20 protein-coding genes and 1 tRNA gene are annotated in these 23,177 nt (G+C 55.0%); 9 read left to right on the forward strand and 12 right to left on the reverse strand.

The window, feature by feature from the left end; genetic code table 11:
- Window positions 1–8: 8 nt before the first annotated feature.
- The 3 genes from ACWORE_RS09690 to rraA form a co-directional block, all read right to left on the reverse strand.
- Window positions 9–863, reverse strand: a complete 855-nt coding sequence (locus tag ACWORE_RS09690; protein ID WP_455303664.1) for a class I SAM-dependent methyltransferase — start codon at window positions 861–863, stop codon at window positions 9–11.
- A 99-nt stretch (window positions 864–962) separates the two neighbouring features.
- A tRNA-Pro gene (locus tag ACWORE_RS09695) sits at window positions 963–1,036 on the reverse strand.
- Between the two features lie 58 nt (window positions 1,037–1,094).
- Window positions 1,095–1,631, reverse strand: coding sequence for a ribonuclease E activity regulator RraA (rraA, locus tag ACWORE_RS09700; protein ID WP_455303665.1), 537 nt, complete (start codon window positions 1,629–1,631; stop codon window positions 1,095–1,097).
- 186 nt (window positions 1,632–1,817) lie between these two features.
- Between rraA and secA2 the strand changes: the two genes are divergently transcribed.
- The 6 genes from secA2 to ACWORE_RS09730 all read left to right on the forward strand — a co-directional run bounded on the left by secA2 (window position 1,818) and on the right by ACWORE_RS09730 (window position 8,082).
- Complete coding sequence (gene secA2 / locus ACWORE_RS09705; RefSeq protein WP_455303666.1) at window positions 1,818–4,067, forward strand: accessory Sec system translocase SecA2; 2,250 nt, start codon at window positions 1,818–1,820, stop codon at window positions 4,065–4,067.
- Window positions 4,068–4,297: 230 nt separating this feature from the next.
- Window positions 4,298–5,038 carry a CDP-alcohol phosphatidyltransferase family protein gene (locus tag ACWORE_RS09710; RefSeq protein ID WP_296139484.1) on the forward strand — a complete coding sequence of 247 codons (741 nt, stop codon included), beginning with the start codon at window positions 4,298–4,300 and terminating at the stop codon, window positions 5,036–5,038.
- A gap of 283 nt (window positions 5,039–5,321) precedes the next feature.
- On the forward strand, window positions 5,322–5,753 hold the full coding sequence (gene odhI, locus ACWORE_RS09715; RefSeq protein ID WP_012731510.1) for an oxoglutarate dehydrogenase inhibitor Odhl: 432 nt from the start codon (window positions 5,322–5,324) through the stop codon (window positions 5,751–5,753).
- 5 nt (window positions 5,754–5,758) lie between these two features.
- On the forward strand, window positions 5,759–6,472 hold the full coding sequence (gene ftsR / locus ACWORE_RS09720) for a transcriptional regulator FtsR (RefSeq protein WP_012731511.1): 714 nt from the start codon (window positions 5,759–5,761) through the stop codon (window positions 6,470–6,472).
- 64 nt (window positions 6,473–6,536) lie between these two features.
- Entirely contained in the window at window positions 6,537–7,193 is a 657-nt protein-coding gene (locus tag ACWORE_RS09725) for a bifunctional nuclease family protein (RefSeq protein WP_455303667.1), read from the forward strand.
- Between the two features lie 355 nt (window positions 7,194–7,548).
- Complete coding sequence (locus ACWORE_RS09730) at window positions 7,549–8,082, forward strand: MerR family transcriptional regulator (RefSeq protein WP_052292465.1); 534 nt, start codon at window positions 7,549–7,551, stop codon at window positions 8,080–8,082.
- Window positions 8,083–8,123: 41 nt separating this feature from the next.
- On the opposite strand, the gene ACWORE_RS09735 is transcribed toward ACWORE_RS09730, so the two are convergent.
- The 5 genes from ACWORE_RS09735 to gndA form a co-directional block, all read right to left on the reverse strand.
- Window positions 8,124–9,806, reverse strand: coding sequence for a hypothetical protein (locus tag ACWORE_RS09735; protein ID WP_455303668.1), 1,683 nt, complete (start codon window positions 9,804–9,806; stop codon window positions 8,124–8,126).
- A 9-nt stretch (window positions 9,807–9,815) separates the two neighbouring features.
- Window positions 9,816–10,748, reverse strand: coding sequence for a 3-methyladenine DNA glycosylase (locus tag ACWORE_RS09740; protein WP_455303669.1), 933 nt, complete (start codon window positions 10,746–10,748; stop codon window positions 9,816–9,818).
- Between the two features lie 64 nt (window positions 10,749–10,812).
- The gene (locus ACWORE_RS09745) at window positions 10,813–11,871 is read right to left on the reverse strand and encodes a hemolysin family protein (RefSeq protein ID WP_455303670.1); all 1,059 of its coding nucleotides are present in this window, start codon (window positions 11,869–11,871) and stop codon (window positions 10,813–10,815) included.
- Window positions 11,872–13,269, reverse strand: coding sequence for a hemolysin family protein (locus ACWORE_RS09750; protein WP_455303671.1), 1,398 nt, complete (start codon window positions 13,267–13,269; stop codon window positions 11,872–11,874). It abuts the gene before it with no gap.
- A gap of 69 nt (window positions 13,270–13,338) precedes the next feature.
- Window positions 13,339–14,802, reverse strand: coding sequence for an NADP-dependent phosphogluconate dehydrogenase (gndA, locus tag ACWORE_RS09755; protein WP_455303672.1), 1,464 nt, complete (start codon window positions 14,800–14,802; stop codon window positions 13,339–13,341).
- 67 nt (window positions 14,803–14,869) lie between these two features.
- Between gndA and ACWORE_RS09760 the strand changes: the two genes are divergently transcribed.
- A complete protein-coding gene (locus tag ACWORE_RS09760) occupies window positions 14,870–15,391 on the forward strand; it encodes a PaaI family thioesterase (protein ID WP_455303673.1) in 522 nt (173 codons plus the stop codon).
- Here ACWORE_RS09760 and ACWORE_RS09765 read toward each other — a convergent pair.
- Complete coding sequence (locus ACWORE_RS09765; protein WP_455303674.1) at window positions 15,357–16,793, reverse strand: NAD(P)/FAD-dependent oxidoreductase; 1,437 nt, start codon at window positions 16,791–16,793, stop codon at window positions 15,357–15,359. The two genes, ACWORE_RS09760 and ACWORE_RS09765, sit on opposite strands and share 35 nt — an antisense overlap.
- A gap of 328 nt (window positions 16,794–17,121) precedes the next feature.
- On the opposite strand from ACWORE_RS09765, the gene ACWORE_RS09770 reads away from it, so the two are divergent.
- Window positions 17,122–18,465, forward strand: coding sequence for a class I SAM-dependent methyltransferase (locus ACWORE_RS09770; protein ID WP_455303675.1), 1,344 nt, complete (start codon window positions 17,122–17,124; stop codon window positions 18,463–18,465).
- On the opposite strand, the gene ACWORE_RS09775 is transcribed toward ACWORE_RS09770, so the two are convergent.
- The 3 genes from ACWORE_RS09775 to ACWORE_RS09785 all read right to left on the reverse strand — a co-directional run bounded on the left by ACWORE_RS09775 (window position 18,404) and on the right by ACWORE_RS09785 (window position 21,379).
- Entirely contained in the window at window positions 18,404–19,171 is a 768-nt protein-coding gene (locus ACWORE_RS09775) for a DedA family protein (protein WP_455303676.1), read from the reverse strand. The two genes, ACWORE_RS09770 and ACWORE_RS09775, sit on opposite strands and share 62 nt — an antisense overlap.
- Before the next feature lie 153 nt (window positions 19,172–19,324).
- Window positions 19,325–19,861 carry a phosphoribosyltransferase gene (locus ACWORE_RS09780; protein ID WP_296139514.1) on the reverse strand — a complete coding sequence of 179 codons (537 nt, stop codon included), beginning with the start codon at window positions 19,859–19,861 and terminating at the stop codon, window positions 19,325–19,327.
- Window positions 19,862–20,056: 195 nt separating this feature from the next.
- Window positions 20,057–21,379, reverse strand: a complete 1,323-nt coding sequence (locus ACWORE_RS09785; protein WP_455303677.1) for an MFS transporter — start codon at window positions 21,377–21,379, stop codon at window positions 20,057–20,059.
- A 325-nt stretch (window positions 21,380–21,704) separates the two neighbouring features.
- Here ACWORE_RS09785 and ACWORE_RS09790 point away from each other — a divergent pair, with 325 nt between their 5' ends.
- Entirely contained in the window at window positions 21,705–23,090 is a 1,386-nt protein-coding gene (locus ACWORE_RS09790) for a TrkH family potassium uptake protein (RefSeq protein WP_406605975.1), read from the forward strand.
- The last annotated feature ends 87 nt before the right edge of the window (window positions 23,091–23,177 follow it).

Here is a 23,177-nt window from a genome sequence, read left to right on the forward strand (position 1 = left end):
TTTTCTTCCTACCCCTCGTGCTGGCGGCGCATAATGAATGCGTCCGTCCTGTAGGGCAACTCGATGGGCTGATGCTCAGGTAGCTCGAGATGCTGGTAGAGATACCAACGGAGATTATTATCGACGTGCTCGCGAGTTTTTTCCGTGGCCCGTAACCAATAAGATCGGGTATGGGCCAAGTGGATCATGTTGTGCGCCGTAATGGCCTGGTTGAATGTGCCACGCCATTCGTCAGAAATAGTCCACGGCGGCGCGGCCTGGGGGATAAAGCCGGGGCGCAAAATATCCCCAGAATGCATAATTCGCGCTAACCGATGCACCCACGGGACGCTGACATTGAGGGTGTTCCACACGAGAAGGCACACGCCACCTGGAACGAGAACCCTATCCAGCTCTCGGCATGCCTGGTCTGTATCGAGCCAATGCCACGTTTGTGCACACGTTGCCGCAGTAAGGTACGAATCGGCGAGCCCGGTTGACTCCGCACGAGATCGAATGACCGGAACATGGGGGAGACGTGCCACACACGAAGAGGTCATTTCAGGCGAAGGGTCCGATGCGAGGACGCTCCCCGGAAACCGCTTGTCAAGATCTACCGTCAAAGAGCCCGGACCTGCGCCTATATCGAGTATCCGCAGCGGGACATCAAAATCGCGGTGATTAGTCTGGCCCATGTGGCGCGCGAGGAGATCAACAACCTCAGCGGGGTAACCAGGGCGCACAGACCCATAATTCGACACCCCGCGGTGAAAGGAGATGGCAGCTTCCACACGGTTCTCGGAGGAGGCAAAAGTAGGGCGATCACGTTGAGATCGGGTAGGAATCTGCTGGCCGGGAGAATACGCCGGCCTCGATGGTGTCATCGCGTGCGAATCACCATCGGGAAAATGAGAAAGACCGCTTCCATCAGGGTTTATATGCACAACACATCCCCAACGGTAGCGGCCTCAATTATTATCGTGTCGGACTGACAGGATTTGAACCTGCGACCCCTTGACCCCCAGTCAAGTGCGCTACCAAACTGCGCCACAGTCCGATCGCCCCATCAGAGGCAACCACTGCAGCATACCGCAGCCGATTGCGACCGCAAAAAACTAGGCTTGAGGTGGGGAGACAGGTGACTCAGTGACGACGATCCCGTCGGCGTCGCATGTCACATACTGGCCGGGGACAAAATCCACTCCGCCGAAGTTCACGACAATATCGCGCTCACCGTCGCCAGTTTTGCTGGATTTCCGCGGATTCGTGCCCAGAGCTTTCACACCGAAATCCATATCCTTGATCTCCGCAGAGTCACGGATTGCGCCGTAAATAACGATCCCAGACCAACCATGATCACGCCCAAGGGCCGCGACATTATCGCCCATCAACGCAGTATGAATGCTCCCGCCACCATCGACAACAAGCACCCCACCGTCGCCGTCGGTGCTCAACACTGATTTAAGGAGGGCGTTATCCTCATGACACCGCACCGTCGAAATCCGGCCGGCAAACTCACCACGGCCACCATAATTGAGAAATTGCACATCACACGAGCGCACCGACGGGCCAACAACGTCGACAATATCGGCCGTGGGGACGATCGCCTGGGTACCCGCGCTCTCAGGGGCGGACTCACGTTTATTATTCATAACCAGCAGATTAACTTGAATCGCTCCCACCTGGTGTGACTTTGCCAAGAAAGGACTCCCCATTGCCGCCATCATCTGGACTACGCTGGGGAGCCGGCCCGGTCTCACCGGACGCGAAACATGACGCCAACCAAAAAACGCTAACGTAATCACACGTAACTTCTTCACGTAGCAAGGACGACCCCTATGGCCACATGGCTTCGGAAACTCACCGGTTCCCGGCGAAAAAACACAGCTGAGATCTCCCGCGCCACCACGCTCGGAGACTACACAGCCACACTCACCGACGCCGACCTCCGAAGAACCTTCGACACCGCGCTACGAGACAACGACACCGCCACCATGCTCGCGACGCTACGAGAAGCCTCCACGCGAACAATCGGACTCACCCCATTCGACTGCCAACTCCGAGGAGCCCAAGAACTCCTCAAAGGCAATGTCATACAAATGGCCACCGGCGAAGGAAAAACACTCGTCGGAGCACTCGCAGCGATCATCTACGCCCACCAAGGCCGAAAAATCCACTGCATCACCGTCAACTCCTATTTAGCAGGACGAGACGCCGACTGGATGGGACCACTCTTCAACTTCTTCGACGTCACCGTCGGCGCCATCCACGAACACATGACCGCAGACCAACGCCGCGCCACATACTCAAACGACGTCGTCTTCGGTTCCATCAACGAAATAGGATTCGACGTCCTCCGCGACCACCTCATCACACGCCGCGAAGACCAAGTACAACCCACACCAGACGTCGCCATCGTCGACGAAGCCGACTCCGTCATGGTCGACGAAGCCCTCGTCCCCCTCGTCCTCGCCGGCAGCGCACCCGGCCACGCGCCCACCGGCCGCATCAGCGAAGTCGTCCGCAACCTCACCAAAGACGAGGACTACAGCATTGACGACGACCAACGAAACGTATTCCTCACCGACAAAGGCGCACATACCATCGAAAAACGCCTCGGCCTATCCTCCCTCTACGACGCCGAAAACATCAGCACCACACTCGTCCAAGTCAACGTCGCCCTCCACGCCAAAGAACTCCTGGTCAAAGACGTGCACTACATTGTCCGCGACGGGAAAGTCGCCCTCGTCGACAATTCAAAAGGACGCATAGCCGACCTCCAACGCTGGCCCGACGGACTACAATCCGCCGTCGAAGCCAAAGAAGGACTCGACGTCACCGACGGCGGACGAGTACTCGACACCATCACCACCCAAGCGCTCCTCGGCCGCTACACCAACCTCTGCGGAATGACCGGAACCGCCACCGCCGCCTCCGAACAACTCCGCCAGTTCTACGGCCTCGGCGTCGCCGTCATCGACCCCCACGTCCCCTGCATCCGCGACGACGAAGCAGACCGAATCTTCAGCACCGCCGACGACCGACGCCGCGGCATCATCGAACACATCCAGCAACTCCAACAAGCCGGCCGCCCAGTCCTCGTCGGAACCCACAACGTCGCCGAATCCGAAGACATCCAAAACGCACTCCAAGCCATCGGAGTCGACTGCGTCGTCCTCAACGCAAAAAACCACGAAAAAGAAGCACGCATCATCGCCGACGCCGGACTCCCCGGACGCGTCACCGTATCCACACAAATGGCCGGACGAGGAACAGACATCAAACTCGGCGGAGCACACGAACAGTACCGCGACGACGTCGTCACAGCCGGAGGCCTCGCCGTCGTCGGATTCGGACGCCACCGCAGCGCCCGACTCGACGACCAACTCCGCGGCCGCGCCGGGCGGCAAGGCGATCCGGGGTCCAGCGTCATTTTCGTTTCCCTCGAGGACGACGTTATCGCAGTCGGTGGAGCAGGTGAATCCATCAACGCAATTCCCGATAACAATGGGCAATTGACGCAGAAAAAAGTGTATTCCTTTGTGGATCACTGTCAGCGTGTCACTGAAGGTCAAATGCTTCAGATTCACGCGAATACGTGGAAATACAACAAGCTTATCAATGACCAACGGGTCATCATTGACGAGCGACGCAGCGATATTCTCGATTCCGACGTTGCCTTGAAGGAATTACAGCGTCGTGCCCACCGCGACTTGACCGTGCCACGTGATGCCCAAGTTCAGGCGGCCCGTGATGTTGAGCTCTTTCACCTGGACGAACATTGGGCACGGCACCTCGAATATCTGGATGACATTCGGGAATCAATTCACCTCCGCGCACTCGCCAGAGAGAACCCGGTCGATGAATTTCACCGTATGTCGATTGCCGAGTTTAAAAATCTTGCCACCGGAGCCGTCGGTGATGCGGTTGAAACGTGGAGGCATATCACGATCGATAACAATGGTGCCCATCTCGGTGAGCGCGGTCTTCGTCGCCCAAGTTCTACCTGGACTTATATGGTTAATGACAATCCTCTGTCCGGGAATAATGGATCGGTCGTAGGATCAGTTGTTAACTTATTCCGATAGGCTTGCTTTACAACCGTGGTATGTAAGGCAATATCGGATGAGCAATGGAATGCTGACAGCCGGCTGCATATAGCCACATTTAGCAATGAGTACGTAACGAGAGGATAAGTCCGATGGAGTATGACGAGCATCGTGATAACCCCGAAATCCCTCGTTATGAACAACCGGTTGGAACCAAAAAACAAGGAGCTAAGAGCGCGCGGCAGCCGCGTTTTACTCGGAGCACTCCGGTGAGCAAAGTAACCCGCGAAACCCGACTCCGAGTGGAAGCGCGGATGGACAAGATGCTTCCCACACCGGACGGGCACACCGCCCGCGCAGTGCCCCCAGGTATGGAACCGCCGGGTATGCGGGAACAAGTGACAGTTCACCCCGCGGGATACTCCCGGATCCTGACTGTTCCCAACATCCTGAGCATCGTGCGTATCTGCCTGGTGCCCATATACGCCTGGTTCCTCATCGGTCCGGGGGAATATGGGTGGGCACTCGCCATCGTGGCGATTTCGTCGTTCACCGACTGGCTTGATGGAAAAATTGCGAGGATCTGGGGCCTGACCACGCGGATAGGGCAATACCTCGACCCAGCCGCCGACCGATTGTTTATCCTTATCACCCCCATTTGTTTCGCCATCGCGGGGCTGCTGAGTTGGTGGTGGGTGGCCGTTCTCTTCGCTCGCGACCTTATCCTTTTCCCGACGATGCTCATCTATCGCAATCGCGGAATACGACCGAAGGTCATGTACCTCGGAAAAGCTGCGACTTTCGCCCTCATGTGGGCATTCCCGCTGTACTTAGCGTCGGCTGCAGCGTGGTCATTTTCACATTTCTTTACCCCCTGGGCGCGAGCTCTTTTCCTGTGGGGGACGGTTTTGTACTTGTGGACAGGGGTTTTGTATTTGTACCGAGCAGTGCTTGTATCGAGGCGATTTCCTGTTACGAGGGGTCGGAATCGCCCCACGGGTTCTTCATGATAAAAAGTGTCTTTGGGGGTGATGCTTACCCGCACCGCGCGCATGCCACCATCCTATGGATTAGGCTGGGGGAGTGAATATAACATGCCCCTCGGCACTATGTGGAGGGGCATAAACGGCTACTATGGGCGCTAAATCTGTATAACCCAGTGGAAGCGGTTCTCAGCTAGTTTAATGGCAGGCAACCGCTCGATCGTCTGGCTATCATCTCTATGTGAGATAGTCAGTTGCATAGGGCAGTGGCTGATATGAACCGTTGGTCGAACTTAAGGAGGCAGAATCGATGAGTGACAATAGCGATTTTTCAGAATCTTCGGTGGAAACCACCTCGGTCTTCCGTGCCGATCTTTTGAAAGAAATGGAATCGGGCGCGTCCGATTCCTCAGCCCCAGGCGTTGATGGTTTACCTGAGGGCTCCGCATTGCTCGTCGTCAAACGTGGTCCGAATGCAGGATCCCGATTCCTCCTCGACCAGCCGACGACGACAGCAGGCCGTCACCCCGATAGTGATATCTTCTTGGACGACGTCACCGTGTCTCGTCGTCACGCTGAGTTCCGCAAGAATGATGACCAATTTGAAGTCGTCGACGTTGGATCTCTGAATGGCACGTACGTCAATCGCGAGCCCAAGAACTCATCAGAGCTTTCCAATGGTGATGAAATCCAAATTGGTAAGTTCCGCCTCGTGTTCCTCAACGGTCAGAAAGATTCTTAAGAACAGTGTCAGCTCTACGGAAAACGGGCCCGCTGCCTGAAGTCCGTCACGACCGCCCTTCCACGTTGTCGATCGGGGCGGTTCTTAAGCAACTTCGTCGCGAGTTTCCCGATGTCACGGTTTCTAAGCTCCGCTTTTGGGAGTCTGAGGGGCTTGTCTCCCCGGCGCGTACAGAGAAGGGTTACCGACGCTACTCGTCCGCTGATGTTCAGCGCCTACGTTATATTCTGACGACGCAGCGTGATAACTATCTCCCGCTGAAGGTTATTAAGCAGCGCCTCGATGCAATGGACGAGGGGAACGTCACCCCTGTTACGGGATTGATTTCTGCTGAGCAGTTCAAGCAAGAAAATACGCGTTTAACCCATTCAGATGTGTGTGCTGCCGCTGAGATCGATGACACTTTCCTCACGCAGCTTGCTAAAGCGGGGTTCGTTAATGCCGACAGGTCAGGCCTCTACTGCCAAGACGACGTGTCGATCGCGCGGACAGCGAGCCAACTGGTCGGGTTCGGGCTCGATGAGCGGCACTTAAAAACGCTGCGAGCTACGGCCCAACGGTATGCGGGGGTGATCACTCAGGTCAGCGGCCCGCTTGGCCATGCCAAGAGCAGTGATGCGAAGGCCAGATCGGAAGAGACAGCCCGCGAGCTCTCCGCATTAATCGTGAGCCTACAAGCGGCGTTTATTAAAGCTTCCCTGCGCGGCGAATTCGATTAGAAACTGGGTGCCGTTGACCGATTGAACCGATTGGTCGGAATGAGGATGGAGGCCACATATCATCATGGTTGAACTCGAGTATTTAGGGTTGTTTCTCCTCGGCCCAGATCGCGATCCGGCAATAGTGTTTTTGTGGCCCCAGCGCCGACGCATCATGACGGTGTTTGTTGGTGCGTCCTCCGCAGCCATTCTTTCGGGTAAAGACATCGGCGTAGAGCTGCGGCGGCCGACGTCGACAAGTGTGATTGTTGACGTTCTAGAAGCGCACGATGACGCGGTAGTGAATATTTCTATCGACGCCGTCAACCACGGCACCTTCTACGCAACGATTCATTGCGAGTCAGGGAACAACTTTGATATCCGGGTCTCGGACGCTATTGATCTTGCTCTTAATGAGGACGTGACAATTTACGCCGAGGAGTCGATTGTTAAAACCTGGTCGGTTCCTGTCACGGCCGAGGTCGTTGAGCATCTCGATAGTTCGAATCAGGCTTTGTCTGGACGACGCGAATCGAGCCTATCGTTGCTGGCTGACATGACGGGAGACAATTCCCAGTCAGAGGGCAATGATCAAGAACATCTGTCGGAAGACTTGGGTGATCTTGCCGTCGGCGATGCTGATTTCGAGGAACTCATGGGGTACTTGGGTATGAGCGAGAATGATCTTACCCAGGGTAGTGATGATGATCGTCGCGGTGAGAACGGTTCTGAGGATTCGTAGGCACGACGTTGTCGGCACGAGATTGGCAGAGTTCAGATTGGCAGCGACCGCTGGAGTGTGAACGGGACAGTCCGTCGGCTGGATGAGCGTGAGCACAACTTGACAATGTGACTAGTGTGAAAGTTGTTAATTACAATATAGTAAGTTAAGCATGTGATTTGATGGACGCATGTGAAAAATGTGCCACATGTGTAGCGTGTCGCGTTGACTCGAAAGATTATTGGCATAACCTAGACGTCATCGAACTACATGAGTGTGAGTATTCCCGCTCTCTTGCTCAACACGTACGACCACAGAAAGCGAGCCTGCAGTGAAACAGGAACAGGCACCCGTCCAAGGCGCACTCTTTGACGTCATGGATTCGGACGATGAAGTCGGCTACCGCGTTCCCATCGCTTGTCAGGTAGCGGGGATAACCTATCGACAGCTTGACTACTGGGCTCGTACAAAGCTCGTTCAGCCATCCATTCGATCCGCACACGGTTCAGGAACTCAGAGGCTGTATTCGTTCCGCGACATCCTTGTTCTCAAGATCGTTAAAGGCCTGTTGGACACGGGCATTTCGCTGCAGAACATCCGACGTGCTGTTGAAAAGTTGAGCAACTTGGGCGTCGATGATCTTTCCACGATTACGCTGGTTTCTGACGGAACCACGGTGTATGAATGCCGTTCCAGCGAAGAAGTTTTCGATCTCTTGACCGGCGGACAGGGCGTATTCGGAATTGGCGTTCCCGGTATCGTCAAAGAACTTGCCGGGACGATTTCAGAGTTCCCGGCGGAGAAAGTTGTCCGTGCGGGAACTGCCGACGATGGTGTTGAGGGGGCTTCTCAGCACACTGTCGCTGGGTTCGATGAACTCGCGGAACGTCGGCGTCGTAAAACCAGTTAGCTAGCTGGCTGGCCCACTTGGCTTTTCAGCCAGCTACGTATCTAACCTGCCAGGGCGTCGGTCATTGCTTGGGGGAATGACTTGTCTGTGGCATTCGGGATTGCGTGGTAGCGCCCATTAGTTAATTGGCTCACTTCGCGGAGCCACGGGTCCACCTTGTCGCCGAGAGCGATGACATCGACTTGTACAGCGGATTGCTTGTTGATGATATCGGCCTGAAGGCGAGCGTTAGCTGCGTTCATGGATTGTCCCGCATTCGTTGAATCCGTCACGATAACGACACGCTTTGGAGCAGGTCCGCTAATTGACGCATTGAGCATCGCTGCGACGGTCGATTCATACAGGAACGGGGTGCCACCTGTCGTGAGTCCGTTAACCATTGATGCGCTCCGAGCCCCGTGGTCGCCGATACTGAGGTCAACATGGTTTCGATAGGGTTGGACCCTTTCCATGGGCGAGGAAAAACTCCATAACGACGTCACCCGCCCGTGCTGTCCCGCTTCTTGTAGGCTTCGGGCGCTCTCTCGCTGGATAACGTCAAAATGGTTGCGCATAGATTCCGACGTGTCGATCAGCAGCAGTGTCGACGCCGGGGCAGGACGTTGTTGATTCGCCTTATCAGGTTTTTGTGTGGACTTAGCCTGGTCCTTTGCCGCGTCCTTCTTTTCTGGGGACTGTTGAGCGGCCGCTTTATCGGTCGTGGCTTCACCATCCGTGTGTCCGGACGCCTGGCTATTCATCTCCGTCGTGGTGGAGTTAGTCACTGTCACCGGTGGAAGCTCGCCACTGACCTGATTCGACGCAGCGTAAGCCAGTTCTTTGGTGTCGTTCGATAGGGAATCATGGGTAGGAGTTTTCTCAGCAGCCTGCGATTCCGAATGAGAGCGGGCGAATTCTGAAAAATCAGTGGCAGCCCGTGCTTGATACTCGGTAACCCGAGGGCTAGAGCTCATTGTCAGAAGCGGGAAATCGACCGTCGCATCACCGATCGGTGAAAACGCCGTGTTGTCGCCCCCAAGCGACTGCGGAGCCGCTACAGAAGAATTGCCCTTCCCACTTGAGACGGACGAGACCGCTTCCGAAAGAGAAGTGGGGGATAGGGTGGCAGCAACTTCACGTGCCGACGCATCACGCGCTTGAGGATCCATACCGGCTGGATGATCTTTAACGAATTGGGCACTAGCCGCGTAAGCAGACCAGGTCGAGTCGCGCGGATACATCGGCGCGCCCGGTGCTTTGTCTTGTGCCGAGTTCTTTGAATGAATCGTTCCCAATTGTTGACGATCAACGAGCACCGACGAATCGATTTCTGCTTCGCTGCCGTCCAAAGCGGTCCCGCCGGGGTTATCCTGCGTTGAACCAGGGAGGCTACCAGCGGGTATCCACGCTGCGGGGAGATCCCCCTCGGGCGAATGGAACAAAGCTATCGCCTGTGCCGTATTCGCATATGTGATCTTCGGCGTAATACACGAATCATGGGTGGAAGGAGTCGACTTCGAATAGTCCGACGTCAACTTCTCAGCCGTAGCCTTGGCTGAAGGGTCAGCAATGACGTTGAGAACTGTCGATCGATCACAGTCAGCAGCGTTAGACGACGATTTATTCCGACTGGCGAAAACCACAGACAAGGCAGCGAGAAGTGCGAGCACGATGACAATAACAAATGCCACCCACACCCACCGCGCGAAGCGTAATTGTCGTGTTCCTGATCGATGATTCGCCATAACGCAATGTTACAACGTTAAATCTGAGGTGCGAATGATATCAATGAGCTTCGTCCGTAGGTCGGAGGCGCGCTGAGAAAATTCGCGTTGCGCAGCAACATATTGTGCTTTCCCCTCGGACGTTTCAATGGGGACCGCGGAAAACCCCCACTCGGTGAGATCGTAGGGCGAGGCCTCCATATCAAGTTTCCGAATATCGCAGGCTAAACGGAATGTATCCAGCCACAGTTCACCGGGAACGAGGGGACCTAACTTCGTCGCCCATTTATATAAATCCATGTTTGCGTGCAAGCATGCGCCCTGTTCACACCGTGGTTGTGTTTCCCGCGATGGGTGGAACTTATTGCGGGGGACGGCGTCGGGTGTGAAGAATCGAAAAGCGTCGTAGTGCGTGCACCGCACGGAATGAGTTTCAACCACCCGGTTCGTCGCCTCTGCTCCTAGCCTGAGCGGTTCTGGATGTCGAGGCCGTCCTCGATAAACCATCGCCCATTCGTGGAGGCCAAAACAATCAAAGTGCGTGGGATTGGACAGTGTTTGGGTCAGCAGATTCTCAATGTAGCGGAACGTCGAGCCTCGATCTGCCCACAACGCAGCAGTGTCCAATGTTGTGATGGTATGGCCACGAAGCTGCTCCGCAGTGATACCGGCGCCCTCAAGCGCAACGGTGGAGACAGATTCGCTATCAACCTCAGTGAAATACTTCATGGCAGGGGCATCGACCAGATACACACCGTGGCCAGGTGACCAATGACTGAGTTTCCCTGGGGTGACAGGGTAGTAATGGAAGATAAAGTCCCACACCGGATGCCGTTGCCCGCGAGAGGCGCGTTCAAGGTGATCTTTAGTCAACCTTGTGACCGTGTCCTTATGTGCATTCCGAGGCATTGTCCACTCTGATGGAAAAAGAATGGTGGGGCGAAATGTTGTCGAAGTCGGCATAGTGTCTGAGGTCGAATTCCTTTACTGTCGTGGGGTGTAGCCACGTCGAGGTTAGTCGTCTGCCTTAGTCATCGTGGGTACTATCGCGCACGGTTCCCACATATTCCTCGATCAAGTCTTCGAGGGTCACGATTCCGTATTGATGCCCGCCATCTACCACTTGCGCAATATGACGAGAGCGTCCACGCATGAGCTGCAGCGCTTGGTCCATAGGAGTAGAGGGGGAGAAGGTGATGAGCGGTCGGATTTCCCTGCGCGCTAACACCGTTTCCGGGTCAGAGTGGGGTGGGATTTCGCGGCCCAAAATGTCTTTGACGTGGACGTAGCCTAAGTAGGTGCCATCTCTACCTGTCACGGGGAAACGCGAAAAGCCGGTGTCGGCAACAGCCTTTTCCACATCGCCCATCATCGGACCACTGCCGCGCAAAGGCACTGTGCGGACCTCGTCAGCAGGAATGAGGACCTCGTCGATATGGCGACGTGGGGACGCTAACGCCTTGTTCAGCCGAGAGTGCTCTTCTGCGTCGATCAGGCCTTCCTGACGTGAATCAGAAATCATGCGCGCTAGCTCCGACGGGCTAACAGTGGTGTCTAACTCGTCCTTCTGTGTGATACCAACTGCTGCCAGCGTGATACGTGCTACCCAGTTGAAGAACAGAATGATGGGGCGCGTTATTTTCACGAACATGACGTGGATCGGGACGAGCCACATCGCGACGTTTTCTGGCCCCGCGAGCGCAATATTCTTCGGCACCATCTCGCCCAGAATGATGTGAAGAATAGAGACCAAGAGCAGCGCGAGCGCGAATCCAATGGGATGCAGTAATCCGTCGGGAACGCCGAGAGCTGCCGCGGGGGTTTCGATGAGATGGGAGACGGCTGGCTCGCCAACCTTACCCAGGAGGAGACTTGCGATGGTGACGCCGAATTGAGCTCCGGCTAGGTTCATGGATAGATGCTCAGTGGCATTAATCACTGCGCGTGCCCTGGCATCCCCGGACTCGAGGATCGATTCCAGCCGGTCTTTGCGGGAAGAAATGAGGGCAAACTCTGCTCCCACAAAGAATGCGTTTAACGCGATAAGGAAGAGGGCGAATACGAGAGCCCATAGGTCGCCGATCATTTATTCCCCCTCTCGCAGTGGCAGATTGTTGTTGTCTTCCGCACTTGTCATCGCAGATGCTTGTTCGGGAGTGATAGGGGTCAAAAGCACCCGATCTACTCGTCGGTCATCCATCGATGTCACTCGGGCCGACCAGGATAAAGGATTCGTTTCCACCACATTGATGTCTGGATCTGGCAAAACGATGATGTCGCCTTCGACGGGAATCCGTTTGAGGTTCGTCATGACTAGGCCACCCAGAGTTTCATATGGCCCCTCAGGGGCTTTATAGCCAAGCCGAGATTCCAACTCATCAATGCGCACGAGCCCGGAGCAATCCCACGACGTTCCCGATTGCCGTATCTCCGTCTCAGTTTCGGTGTCATCGTGTTCGTCGAAGACAGCGCCGAGGATTTCTTCGACCATGTCCTCAATAGTGACGATGCCGCTTGTTCCGCCATATTCGTCGGTAACCATGGCCATTTCGCACCCAGATTGTCGAACAATCTTCAGGACACTGTCGCCGTCGAGACTGGTAGGCACGACGGGCGCAGGATCGGCGTAGTCCAGCACTAATGTCGAATCACGTTGATCCGTCGGAAAGGTAAACGCCTTTTTGACGTGGATGACGCCGAGAGTGTTATCGAGATCGCCATCGGTAATGGGGAAGCGCGAGTGCCCTGTCTCCATGGCAAGGGTGAGTAAATCCGTCATCGAGGCGTCTTTTTCGAGAGCCTCGACTTTGGCACGAGGAGTCATAATTTCGTCGGCCGAAACATCTCCGAATTTCAGTGACCGGTCAATGAGTGTGGCTTGATTTTTTGACATACCTCCATGAAGAGCCGAGTTTCGCACCAGCGCACCCAGCTCCTGAGGAGAGCGTGCCGACGCTAGCTCATCGGCGGGCTCGATCCCCATCTTTCTCACCAAATGATTGGCGGACCAATTCAAAGTTTTAATGAATGGCGAGAAAAACCGGTTGAAATACACAACCGGCCGGACCGTGATCTTGGCCGCCTTCATAGGGTTAGTGATCGCTATGTTCTTTGGAACAAGCTCGCCATAAACCATGGACAGAAGTGCCGCGATAATCATCGCGATGATCAACGCAATGGACTGCGAGGCAGAGGGGGAGATCCCGACTAGTTCAAGTAGGGGCGTTATAAATGTGGACAGCACCGGCTCTGCTAAATAGCCTGTGGCCAGCGTCGTTAATGTAATACCGAGCTGCGCCCCGGACAAATGAAAGGAAAGGTTTTGATGTGCCTTTCCCACCAGTTTGCCCAACGGGGAGGTGTCTTCCTGGATAGTGGAATTTTCCAGGCCAGTGAGCGCGAATTCCACCGCCACGAATACTCCCGTGCCGGCGGTCAACGCGATGAAACCGATAATGCCCAGAATACTTAATGCAATGTCCATAGTTGGTAGCTAGTGTAGATCCGCCAGACGACGGGAGTAATCCCGACAGAGGGGGCGACCAGTCGTCAGTTACGCTTCAACCTCTGAGCGATCGCCCGACCACAGCGTGTGGAAGGAACCATCTTTGTCGATCCGGCGGTAGGTGTGGGCGCCGAAGAAATCACGCTGTGCCTGAATGAGTGTCGCGGGAAGCCGCTCAGCACGGAGCGAATCATAGTATGACAATGACGACGCGAAGACGGGGATAGGTAGCCCCATTTCCGTCGCAGATACGACGATGCGCCGCCAGGAATCCACCAGGTTGGACATCTGTTCCGTGAAGTATGGATCCAAGAGGAGGAACTGGAGATCCGGGTTCTGGTCATAGGCTTCACGAATTCGGTTGAGGAATTTCGCGCGAATGATGCAGCCGCCTCGCCAGATCGTCGCTAAGTCACGGGGATCGACGTTCCATTCGTGCTCGGCTGATCCGGCTTTAATTTCATCGAAACCTTGGGCATAGGCCACCATCTTCGATGCGTAGAGTGCCCGTCGCACATCCTCGATGAAGTTCTCCCGTTCCTCAGCGGAAATGGGTGAGCGGAGAGACCCGCTGGGGAGGTTCCCCTGTGTGGCGGTGCGTTGTGCGATAACACCAGACAAGGCGCGTGCGAAGACCGCTTCGCCGATACCTGTGACAGGAATTCCCAGGTCAAGGGCAGCTTTCACCGTCCAGCGGCCGGTTCCTTTCTGGCCTGCGCTGTCAACGATGACGTCAATGAGCGGCTTCCCGGTTTCACTATCAACATGTGAGAGGACTTCTGCGGTGATTTCAACCAGGTAAGAGTCAAGATCGCCCTTGTTCCATTCCCGGAAAACGTCGGCGATCTCTGCCGGCTCCATGTTCGCGCCGTAGCGGAGCAGGTGGTAGGCCTCGCCAATGACCTGCATATCGGCATACTCAATGCCGTTGTGGACCATCTTCACAAAGTGGCCTGCACCGTTAGGACCGATGTGGGTGCAGCACGGAGTGCCGTCGACCTGTGCCGCAATCGATTCCAGCAATGGGCCGAGAGACTTGTATGACTCTTCTGGGCCACCAGGCATGATGGAGGGGCCGTTGAGAGCACCTTCTTCACCACCGGAAATTCCCGCTCCGACGAAGTGCAATCCGCGAGCAGCAATTTCCCGTTCGCGGCGGATGGTATCCGTGTAGAGAGAGTTACCGCCATCAATAATGATGTCGCCTTCCTCCATAGCATCCGCAAGCTGTGAAATGACGGCATCGGTCGCCGCACCAGCTTTCACCATGATGAGGGCACGACGCGGGCGCTCAAGAGAAGCAACGAATTCTTCAATCGTCGACGAGGCAATGAATGAACCTGTGTCACCAAAGTCCGACATAAAAGCGTCGGTTTTTTCGTGAGAACGGTTGTACACCGCGACCGTGTAGCCGTGCGATGCAAAATTGCGGGCAATATTTGAGCCCATCACTGCGAGCCCGACGACTCCGATATTGGCTAGGTTGCCTTGTGCTGTGGAGGTATCACTCATGACCCCCGAGTCTAGCGTGTTCTATTTCCGACGTCTGACAGTGCATATATCAGTACGATGGTGATCTATGAGTTTTGTCGAGAAATTCGGAATTTCCACGCAGCGTCAACTCACTGATGATGAATTGGCTGAGCTCAATGGCGGTGCCGTGTACGGAGAGGAAACTCCTGAAACAGGATCGAGCCCTGCTCTTTCGCACGGTTTAGACCAAACCCTAGGTATGACCTTTACTGCTGTTGGCCCCGAAAGAGTTGAGGGGAGGATCGTGATCGATCAGCGCCATGTTCAGCCATGGGGTGTGACGAATGGTGGCGTGTACTGCGCGATTGGTGAGTCTATTGCATCTATCGCGGGATATATCGCCACTGGGGGACAGGCAACTGTGATGGGAGTAAATAACAACACAGATTTCTTCCGCCCGTCTCGACCAGGGGATATCTTGCGTGCGATCGCCAGGCCGGTGAATCTTGGCAGAACTTTCCAGGTATGGGAAGTCCTTATCGCGAATGAACGCACTGAGAAGCTTGTTGCGCGGACAAATCTTCGAACGTCGGTTATTCCGCAGTCTTCCACTTCTCAGCAGGGTTAGGGGTACCCAGTTTCCGGGTCTCCCGCACCTCTGCAGCCTTGGGGGATTCGACCGCTAGTTTGTCGAGCCCGTTGCGTGCATAAAGCTGCTGTTGCGTGGTGTCCAAGTGCCACCGCTTGGGGGAAATGGAATTGAGGCCCCAGCTGACCATCGACACGAGCCTGTTGCGGAAGCCCACAATGAAGGCCAAGTGAACTAGCAGCCACGTGACCCACCCAAAGAATCCAGCGAATTCAACTTTGTCCAGCTTAACGACGGCCTGGAATCGGGACACTGTGGCCATCGAGCCCTTGTCAAAGTACTCAAAGTCAGGGCGCTCCTCGTATGACCGTCCCCGTGCTTCTTGGGCGATTTGTTCGGCAGCATACTTGCCACCCTGGATAGCCACCTGGGCAACACCAGGCAGTTTATTCAGTGACATCATGTCGCCGACGACGAAGACGTCGCGGTGGTTGCCCACGGTGAGGTCAGCATTGACGGGTACGCGCCCGGCGCGGTCGACCTCGACACCACTTTGTTTCGCGATGATCGCGCCCAGGGGAGAGGCTGCAACGCCGGCGGACCAAATCTTGCATGACGCCTCGATGGTCGTTTCTTCGCCGGACTCGAGATTCTTGTACGTTAGACCGCGCTTGTTAACGTCCGTCACGATGGAGCCGAGGATAATTTCGACGCCCATTCGGCGTAGTTGGTTAGCCGCTTTTCTGCCCAATCGTTTGCCAAACGGCGGGAGTACCTGGGGCGCTCCGTCGAGAAGAATGATGCGCGCGTCCGCAGGGTCGAAGTTGGAGTATTCGCCCGTCAGTGTGCGGTTCGCCATTTCCGCGACCTGCCCGGCTAACTCGACACCGGTGGGGCCTGCGCCGACGATGGCGAAGGTGAGAAGGCGATCGCGTTCACGCTGATCTGTCGTCATCTCGGCACGTTCGAATGCACTAATAATGCGGGAACGGATTTCGAGGGCATCGTCGATGCTCTTCATCCCCGGTGCGTACTTCGCGAACTGGTCGTTGCCGAAGTAGGACTGGCCAGCGCCGGCCGCCACAATCAAGGAATCGTAAGGGAACACGAGCTCGTGACCATCTTGCGACGCTGTGACAGTCTTTGCGTCTGTGTCGACATTTTGAACTTCGCCTCGTGCGACGTGAATGTTGGGATCGGCATGGAAGATTTGCCGAATCGACGAGGCTATTTCACCAGGGGAGAGAATGCCGGTTGCCACTTGATACAGCAGCGGTTGGAAAACGTGGGTATTGTTTCGGTCGATGATTGTGACGTCGACATTTTCGTTGGCAAGGCGTTTTGCCGCGAAAATCCCGCCGAAGCCGGCGCCGATGATAACGACGCGGTGTTGAGAATCGTGGGAAGTGGGGGCGTTGTGGTTCGTTGTTTCGGAGGTCATAGGTCTCCTTCGGTGGGATATATCGTGCTTGGTCAGGGATCACGAAAAAGTGTCGCCACACATCAGTGTATGTCGGATCACACAGTATGTAACCAATCACACTATAGTGTCAGGCGTAAGTGTGGTAATTGCCGGGTTCATTCGCGAAGCTAGTCAATGGTTACTTAGTAACTCATGACGGCCTGCGGGGACGTGTGGCGTGGTGCAAACCACCAAGCCCTTATCCGCGGTAGTTTTAGGGCGGGTAGAAAGTAGTAAAAAGGCGCATATACCAGCACTAAGTGGGGTCAGCGTCGGCACGAAGAATCGGAAGGGAGTAGCCGCACAGGTGAAAAATAAAGGGCATATTGACCCCACAACGTGGCCTAACCTCGTCCGTGAACCCTCCGCACCCATGATGGGGGCGAGAGCTAGTGCAGTCCACGATCGACTCGAAGAATTCCTCGACTCCGTCGACATCTCCGTGCCGGACGAACCCATCGGAATTGGAGACATCGATCCCGAACCGCCTATTGCCTACAACCCTGAAGCAGTATTTTCGTCGGAACCGATGCAGATGTCGGTCTACGACCCCAATGTCATGAACCGCATGGTTGACTCCGGTTTCCTCGGCCTGGGTGAGGGATATGTCGCGGGGGAATGGGACGCGATACCCCTCGCCGACGTGTTAGCAACGCTGCTCGACCACGACATCGAGGCAGGATGGGGAAAAATGCTGTCCCGATGGTCGCGAAACAAAGTGACCGGCGTACCCCGTGCAGGTGAACTACCCCTCGAACTCATCGAACTCTGCACCGGCCCCTCAAAAACTTGGGGGAGCCCCCTGTTTGCCACAAGCTCGCGAACATCAGTCACCGAGACGTTGAATTGGAAAAACAAAAACACCATTGTCGACGCCACACGGTACGAATCGCCACAGTCTGTGTCATATGACGACATCGAGTCCGCCCAGTACCGACGCGTTAACCAGATGCTGGATGAGTGTCGCGTCGGGCCTGGATCGCGAGTGCTCGAATTCCCGGCATCGAGTGCGACACTTGCCGTGACTGCTGCTCGTCGAGGCGCCACCGTCGATGTTCTCACCTCGGACCCCGTTTACGCTGAGGATATACGGCGCATCGTGCGGGAAGAGAAGCTAGCTGGCGCGGTTCATGTGGAAACTATCAGTGGGCCGATACCGAGCCCGCGGCAATGGTCAGGTGTTTATGACGCCATCATGTCGGTTGAGCGCATGGAAACGATGGGAGTAGGAGGCTTGCGCCCGTTTTTGCGAGCAATCGGGCGGATGCTGTCTTCCGGCGGTCGGGCGTGCATACAGAGCGTCATCAACACTGGGCTGTCGGAAAACTCTATCCAAGCTCTAGGGATCATGCGGGGCTATGTGTGGCCAGCGTTGGAATACCCGACGGTGGAGAACATCCGCGACGCGCTAATGCGGTATACCGATCTGGTGGAACGGGCTGAAGTTCATTGCGGTGATCATTTGCGTGTCACGTTGCCACTATGGCGGCGCGAATTCGCGATTAATCGCGATGCTGCAGCAGCTGCCGGTTTTGATCGCGTTTACCGACGTTTGTGGTTTTATGTCTTAGCGCTGCAAGAAGCCTTGTTTATGCGCGGTGAATTGGATGTCGCTCAGTTTGTTCTTCTAAAGCCGAAGAAGAGCGAGTAGAGGAAGAGCGGCTAGAAGACTGGGCAGGGGATTGTGACGCGCCATCTGCGGAGTTTTTCGTAGTGTCCTGGGTGCCCTGGGCATTCTGATCGGCCTGATCCCGATTACTGCGGTGTTTCCTCCACAAGAGTTGGCTGACCTTAAACAAAGCCGGGATGATGACGGACAACAGTCCAAGAACGATAAACCAGTGAACATATTTGTCGATCAGAGGAATGCCCCCTAACCAGTACCCGATTGCGATCACTCCTGCGCCCCAGATCGTGCTGCCGATGACCGACCAGAGAGTGAACGTCCGGCGTTTCATGCCGGAAACGCCGGCAACCACGGGTGTCAATGTGCGCACCACGCCGATAAAACGTGCGAGCATCACTGTCGGGGCGCCGAATCGATCAAAGAAATGATGAGTGCGTTCAAGAGCTCGGGGGCCCATCCAGGTCATCGCTCTGGATTCGAGAATTCGCGGGCCGACTTTTCGTCCAAACAAGAAGCCAACCTGGTCGCCTGCGATTGCGGAGAGGGGGACGGTGAGCATGAGTTGCCACACATGCGCGAAGGGGTCAGGTTGGGCTGCCAAAATACCTGCGGTGAACAGCAGAGTATCCCCGGGGAAGATGAAACCGATGAGCATGCCGGTTTCCATGAAGATGATGACGAGGACGCCAATAAAGCCGAAAGTATTGATCAGCATATTGACGTCGAACATGCTTCGCTCACGCCCCAATCAACCCAGATCGTTTAGTCGTCGATGAGAGCTCCTGCAGTAGTCTTACTCTCAAGCGCTCTAGGCTACTCCATATTGCCTGCGACGCGCAGCGGAGCGGCTACGGCGAGCATTCCGTTGCTTATGGGGCAGGGATTACTTGTTAGTGGGCTTAACCGGGGGCAGCGTCGACCACGGGAAATTAATCCACTTATCTGTGTATTTCCATACGTAGTCAGATTTAATGACCGACCGAGGCTTTTCGTAAATAACCGCGGTGCGGGACTCTTTGACCGTTTCTTTGCAGAATTCCTGCACGAGCTCCAGTGTTTTTCCAGTATCGGCGACGTCGTCGGCAATGAGGACTTTCATTCCCGTGAGATCTACTGCGTCCGGAGTGGGCGGCAGCATGATGGGCGTCTCCAGACGCTCATTGATGCCGGTATAAAACTCGACGTTGATGACCGATACGTTCTTAATCCCCATGGCGTAGCCCAGCGCGCCACCGATCAGCAGCCCGCCGCGCGCGATGGACAAGATGAGGTCAGGCTCGTAATCATCAATGACTGTTTGAGCGAGCTCACGCATGGCGCAACCGAACTTTTCGTATGTGAGCTCTTCGCGATCGCCTTCGGTTGCTCCGTCGATAACTGGGCCCTTGTTTTTGTCTGATGAGTTCGTTGACGCCGTCATATCCTTGTCCTCGTTGTCGCAGGGAACTGATCCGTGCCAGCACGTCGGCCGAACGATCGACGAGTCACACTGGCTCCGGCTGGAAAGCCGTGTACCGATTGTAAAACAGACCGTCGCGTCACAAGGAATAGGAGAGTGGGCTAGAGAAACGTAGAGGCCGTCGCTCTACATCGCTCTAGACCAATTTATGTTTCATTACGTTTCGATCATATCTTTGTGCTTAGTTTCTGGGATTACCCAAATAGCAATCATGGATATCACAGTGGTGGCGGCGAGGTATAGGCCGACCATGTCGACACTGAACCGTGTGACCAGCCATGTTGCGATGAAGGGCGCGATGGCAGCTCCCAGAATTGACGCAAGGTTGTACGCAATTCCCGAGCCGGTATAGCGGACGTTAGTGGGGAAAAGCTCGGGCAGAACTGCGGACATCGGGCTGAAAATACAACCCATCACACCCATTCCCACGATGAGGAAGATCAATACGGTCATTTTGTTCGCTGACTCGGAATTCAGCAACACGGGGAGCAAGGCCGCGAAAATGAGCATGGCGACCGATGACGTGAGTAGTGATTTCCGACGACCCCGTTTATCGGCGCCCAGGGCCGCAAATGGGATGGTTCCCATAAACATCAATACAGAGATCAGCTGTAGAACAAGGAATTCTTCGTAGGGAATTCCCAACCCGGCCGAGTCCTCAGGTTTCCCAATGCCGTATGACAAAATCCACGTCGTAATGAGATAAAAGAGTGTGTAGCACGACACCATGACTAAAGTGCCTTGGATAATTTGGACCCATGACGTTTTGAAGACTTCTGCCAATGGTGCGTCGACCCGCTTTCCAGATTCAACGGCTTTCTTGAAGACCGGGGTTTCTTCTAACGAGAAGCGAACCCATAGGCCGATGATGACCATGACTGAAGAGAAGAGGAACGGAATACGCCATCCCCACGACATGAATGCGCCAGACGTGTCACCGATGGTGTAACCCAATGTGGTTGCGAGGATGAGGAAGGATCCGTTGGCCACCAGGAAACCAATCGGCGCTCCCAATTGCGGCCACATCGCAGCCCACGCTCTTTTATCTTTTGACGCGGTTTCTGTGGCCAGAAGTGCTGCCCCCGACCATTCTCCACCAAGGCCGAGCCCCTGGCTGAACCTCATGAGTGCTAATAGTGCAGGTGCGAATAAGCCAATGGTCTCGTACGTCGGTAATAAACCGATGATAAATGTCGCTATACCCATGGTGAGCAGCGAGGCAACCAGTGTCGCTTTGCGGCCGATTCGGTCGCCGAAGTGTCCAAAGATCACCGATCCGATTGGCCGACCTAAGAAAGCGAGCCCGAACGTCGCAAAGGATGCGAAAAGTTTAACGTTCGGGTCGTCATTATCTGGAAAGAATAAATAGGGAAAAACAGCTACCGCAGCTGTGGCGTAGACATAGAAATCATAAAATTCGATTGTTGTTCCCACCATAGATGCGACGATAATTTTCCGACGCATCGACGGGTCTGTCATTGGGGAGACTGTACCAGGGGAGACGGTAGTGGAACCCGGCGCTCGGGTAGCAGAAGTCACGCGAATAGTCGTCCTTATTATTCAATACGCGCTTTAGGTATGTACATGCTTCACGTATTTATGGGCAGATGACTGATATAGCAAAGAGGGTGGCTATAGGACCTTGGATGACTAGTAGGCAGGGGTGGCGCCATCTAGGCACGTCAAGTAGGCATAGGATACTTTCCCGAAATACGAAAAACAAGTCTCATATAATGGAATTCTTTAATGGGATTTTATGCATCCGACTAGCACCGAGCCGAGTGCAGGCCTACTATTCCCTCTCGTGGCAAAAAGAAGGATAGGTGGGCGCTCCCTCAATCCGACACAGTTAGTGTCCATCGGGTTCTTTGGGCTCATCGTTATCGGTGCTCTAGCGCTGATGATGCCGTTTTCCAGTGTGACGCACACGGTGACTGACCCATTAACAGCAATTTTTACGTCGACGTCGGCGGTCTCGTTGACGGGGCTGACTGTCGTGGATACGGGAGGCCACTGGAGCACCACGGGTAAGATCATCATTGCCACCCTCATTCAGCTCAGTGGCTTGGGGATCATGAGTTTGACCTCGCTAGCTGGGATGATTCTCACGGGTCGGTTCGGTCTTCGACTGCGGATGAATGCTGCTGCGGAAGGGCGCACACTATCCATTGGCGACGTGAAGTCCACTCTCATTGCCACCCTCGGTTTTACAGCCTTGGTAGAAGGTGCTGTGACTCTGATGTTGGCATCGCGATTTGCCAACAAGTACGGAATGTCGGTTGACCGCGCCATGGGGGAAGGTCTTTTCCACGCGATTTCATCATTTAACAACGCGGGTTTCGGCCTCAGGAAAGACAATCTTGTTCCGTATGCTGCGGATGCGTGGATCCTCCTACCCTTGGCCGGTTCCATCATCATTGGCGGTTTGGGCTTCCCGGTCCTTCGTGAACTGGTCACGCGGCTGAGGATCCGCGTATCACGTGGCTGGAACTGGTCCAACCGAGACAAGCGACTTGGCCATCTCAGTGTGACGTCGCGCCTGACGCTCATCGGAACCGCCGTTTTGCTCTTAGGCGGCTGGCTTGTGATCGGCGTCTTGGAATGGAACAAAGCCATGTCCGGAATGCCGATAGGTGAAAAAATTCTCACCGCGTTTTTCCAATCCGTGACCCCCCGTACCGCGGGTTTCAATTCAGTGGATTACGGGCAGTTTCATCCGTCGACACTTTTTATCACTGACATTTTCATGTTCATCGGTGGTGGTTCGGCAGGAACCGCGGGTGGCATTAAAATCTCAACGCTTCTTGTTCTAGTGGCAGCGATGATTGCAGAATTCCGTGGTGAGACTGACACCGTCATTGGCCATCGAAAAATCTCGTATTCGGTTGTCCGGCAGGCGATGACAGTATTCGCGTTGGGAATCATGTTGGTCGCGGTCGGTGTCATCTCGTTGATGTTGATCGAAAACAAGTTCACTGGTTCCCAAATTCTGTTTGAAGTCACCTCAGCATTCGGCACCGTCGGTTTGACCACGGGTATCACACCGTCATTGCAGGGCTCGTCGCAAATTATTTTGTGCTTCATTATGTATCTGGGCCGCATCGGTCCGATCACCTTGGTCACCGCACTAGCTGGTCAGGATAAAGCGCGACGTTTCTCGTATCCAGAAGAACGACCGTTCATTGGTTAAACGTCATTGGTTAGACGCTGGAACGAGAGTAGTTTTTAAAGACCTGACGCGGTGGAAGAGCGTCGTCCGTCCACGTCAGGATTAGTA

The sequence above is a fragment of the Corynebacterium sp. c7Ub_26 genome (assembly GCF_053760365.1).

Bases quoted from the DNA above. Each gene is read 5' to 3' on its own strand.
- ACWORE_RS09690 (WP_455303664.1), bottom strand. From the start codon at position 863: ATGACACCATCGAGGCCGGCGTATTCTCCCGGCCAGCAGATTCCTACC.
- rraA (WP_455303665.1), bottom strand. From the start codon at position 1,631: ATGAATAATAAACGTGAGTCCGCCCCTGAGAGCGCGGGTACCCAGGCG.
- secA2 (WP_455303666.1), top strand. From the start codon at position 1,818: ATGGCCACATGGCTTCGGAAACTCACCGGTTCCCGGCGAAAAAACACA.
- odhI (WP_012731510.1), top strand. From the start codon at position 5,322: ATGAGTGACAATAGCGATTTTTCAGAATCTTCGGTGGAAACCACCTCG.
- ACWORE_RS09725 (WP_455303667.1), top strand. From the start codon at position 6,537: ATGGTTGAACTCGAGTATTTAGGGTTGTTTCTCCTCGGCCCAGATCGC.
- ACWORE_RS09730 (WP_052292465.1), top strand. From the start codon at position 7,549: ATGGATTCGGACGATGAAGTCGGCTACCGCGTTCCCATCGCTTGTCAG.
- ACWORE_RS09735 (WP_455303668.1), bottom strand. From the start codon at position 9,806: ATGGCGAATCATCGATCAGGAACACGACAATTACGCTTCGCGCGGTGG.
- ACWORE_RS09740 (WP_455303669.1), bottom strand. From the start codon at position 10,748: ATGCCGACTTCGACAACATTTCGCCCCACCATTCTTTTTCCATCAGAG.
- ACWORE_RS09745 (WP_455303670.1), bottom strand. From the start codon at position 11,871: ATGATCGGCGACCTATGGGCTCTCGTATTCGCCCTCTTCCTTATCGCG.
- ACWORE_RS09750 (WP_455303671.1), bottom strand. From the start codon at position 13,269: ATGGACATTGCATTAAGTATTCTGGGCATTATCGGTTTCATCGCGTTG.
- gndA (WP_455303672.1), bottom strand. From the start codon at position 14,802: ATGAGTGATACCTCCACAGCACAAGGCAACCTAGCCAATATCGGAGTC.
- ACWORE_RS09760 (WP_455303673.1), top strand. From the start codon at position 14,870: ATGAGTTTTGTCGAGAAATTCGGAATTTCCACGCAGCGTCAACTCACT.
- ACWORE_RS09765 (WP_455303674.1), bottom strand. From the start codon at position 16,793: ATGACCTCCGAAACAACGAACCACAACGCCCCCACTTCCCACGATTCT.
- ACWORE_RS09775 (WP_455303676.1), bottom strand. From the start codon at position 19,171: ATGTTCGACGTCAATATGCTGATCAATACTTTCGGCTTTATTGGCGTC.
- ACWORE_RS09780 (WP_296139514.1), bottom strand. From the start codon at position 19,861: ATGACGGCGTCAACGAACTCATCAGACAAAAACAAGGGCCCAGTTATC.
- ACWORE_RS09785 (WP_455303677.1), bottom strand. From the start codon at position 21,379: ATGACAGACCCGTCGATGCGTCGGAAAATTATCGTCGCATCTATGGTG.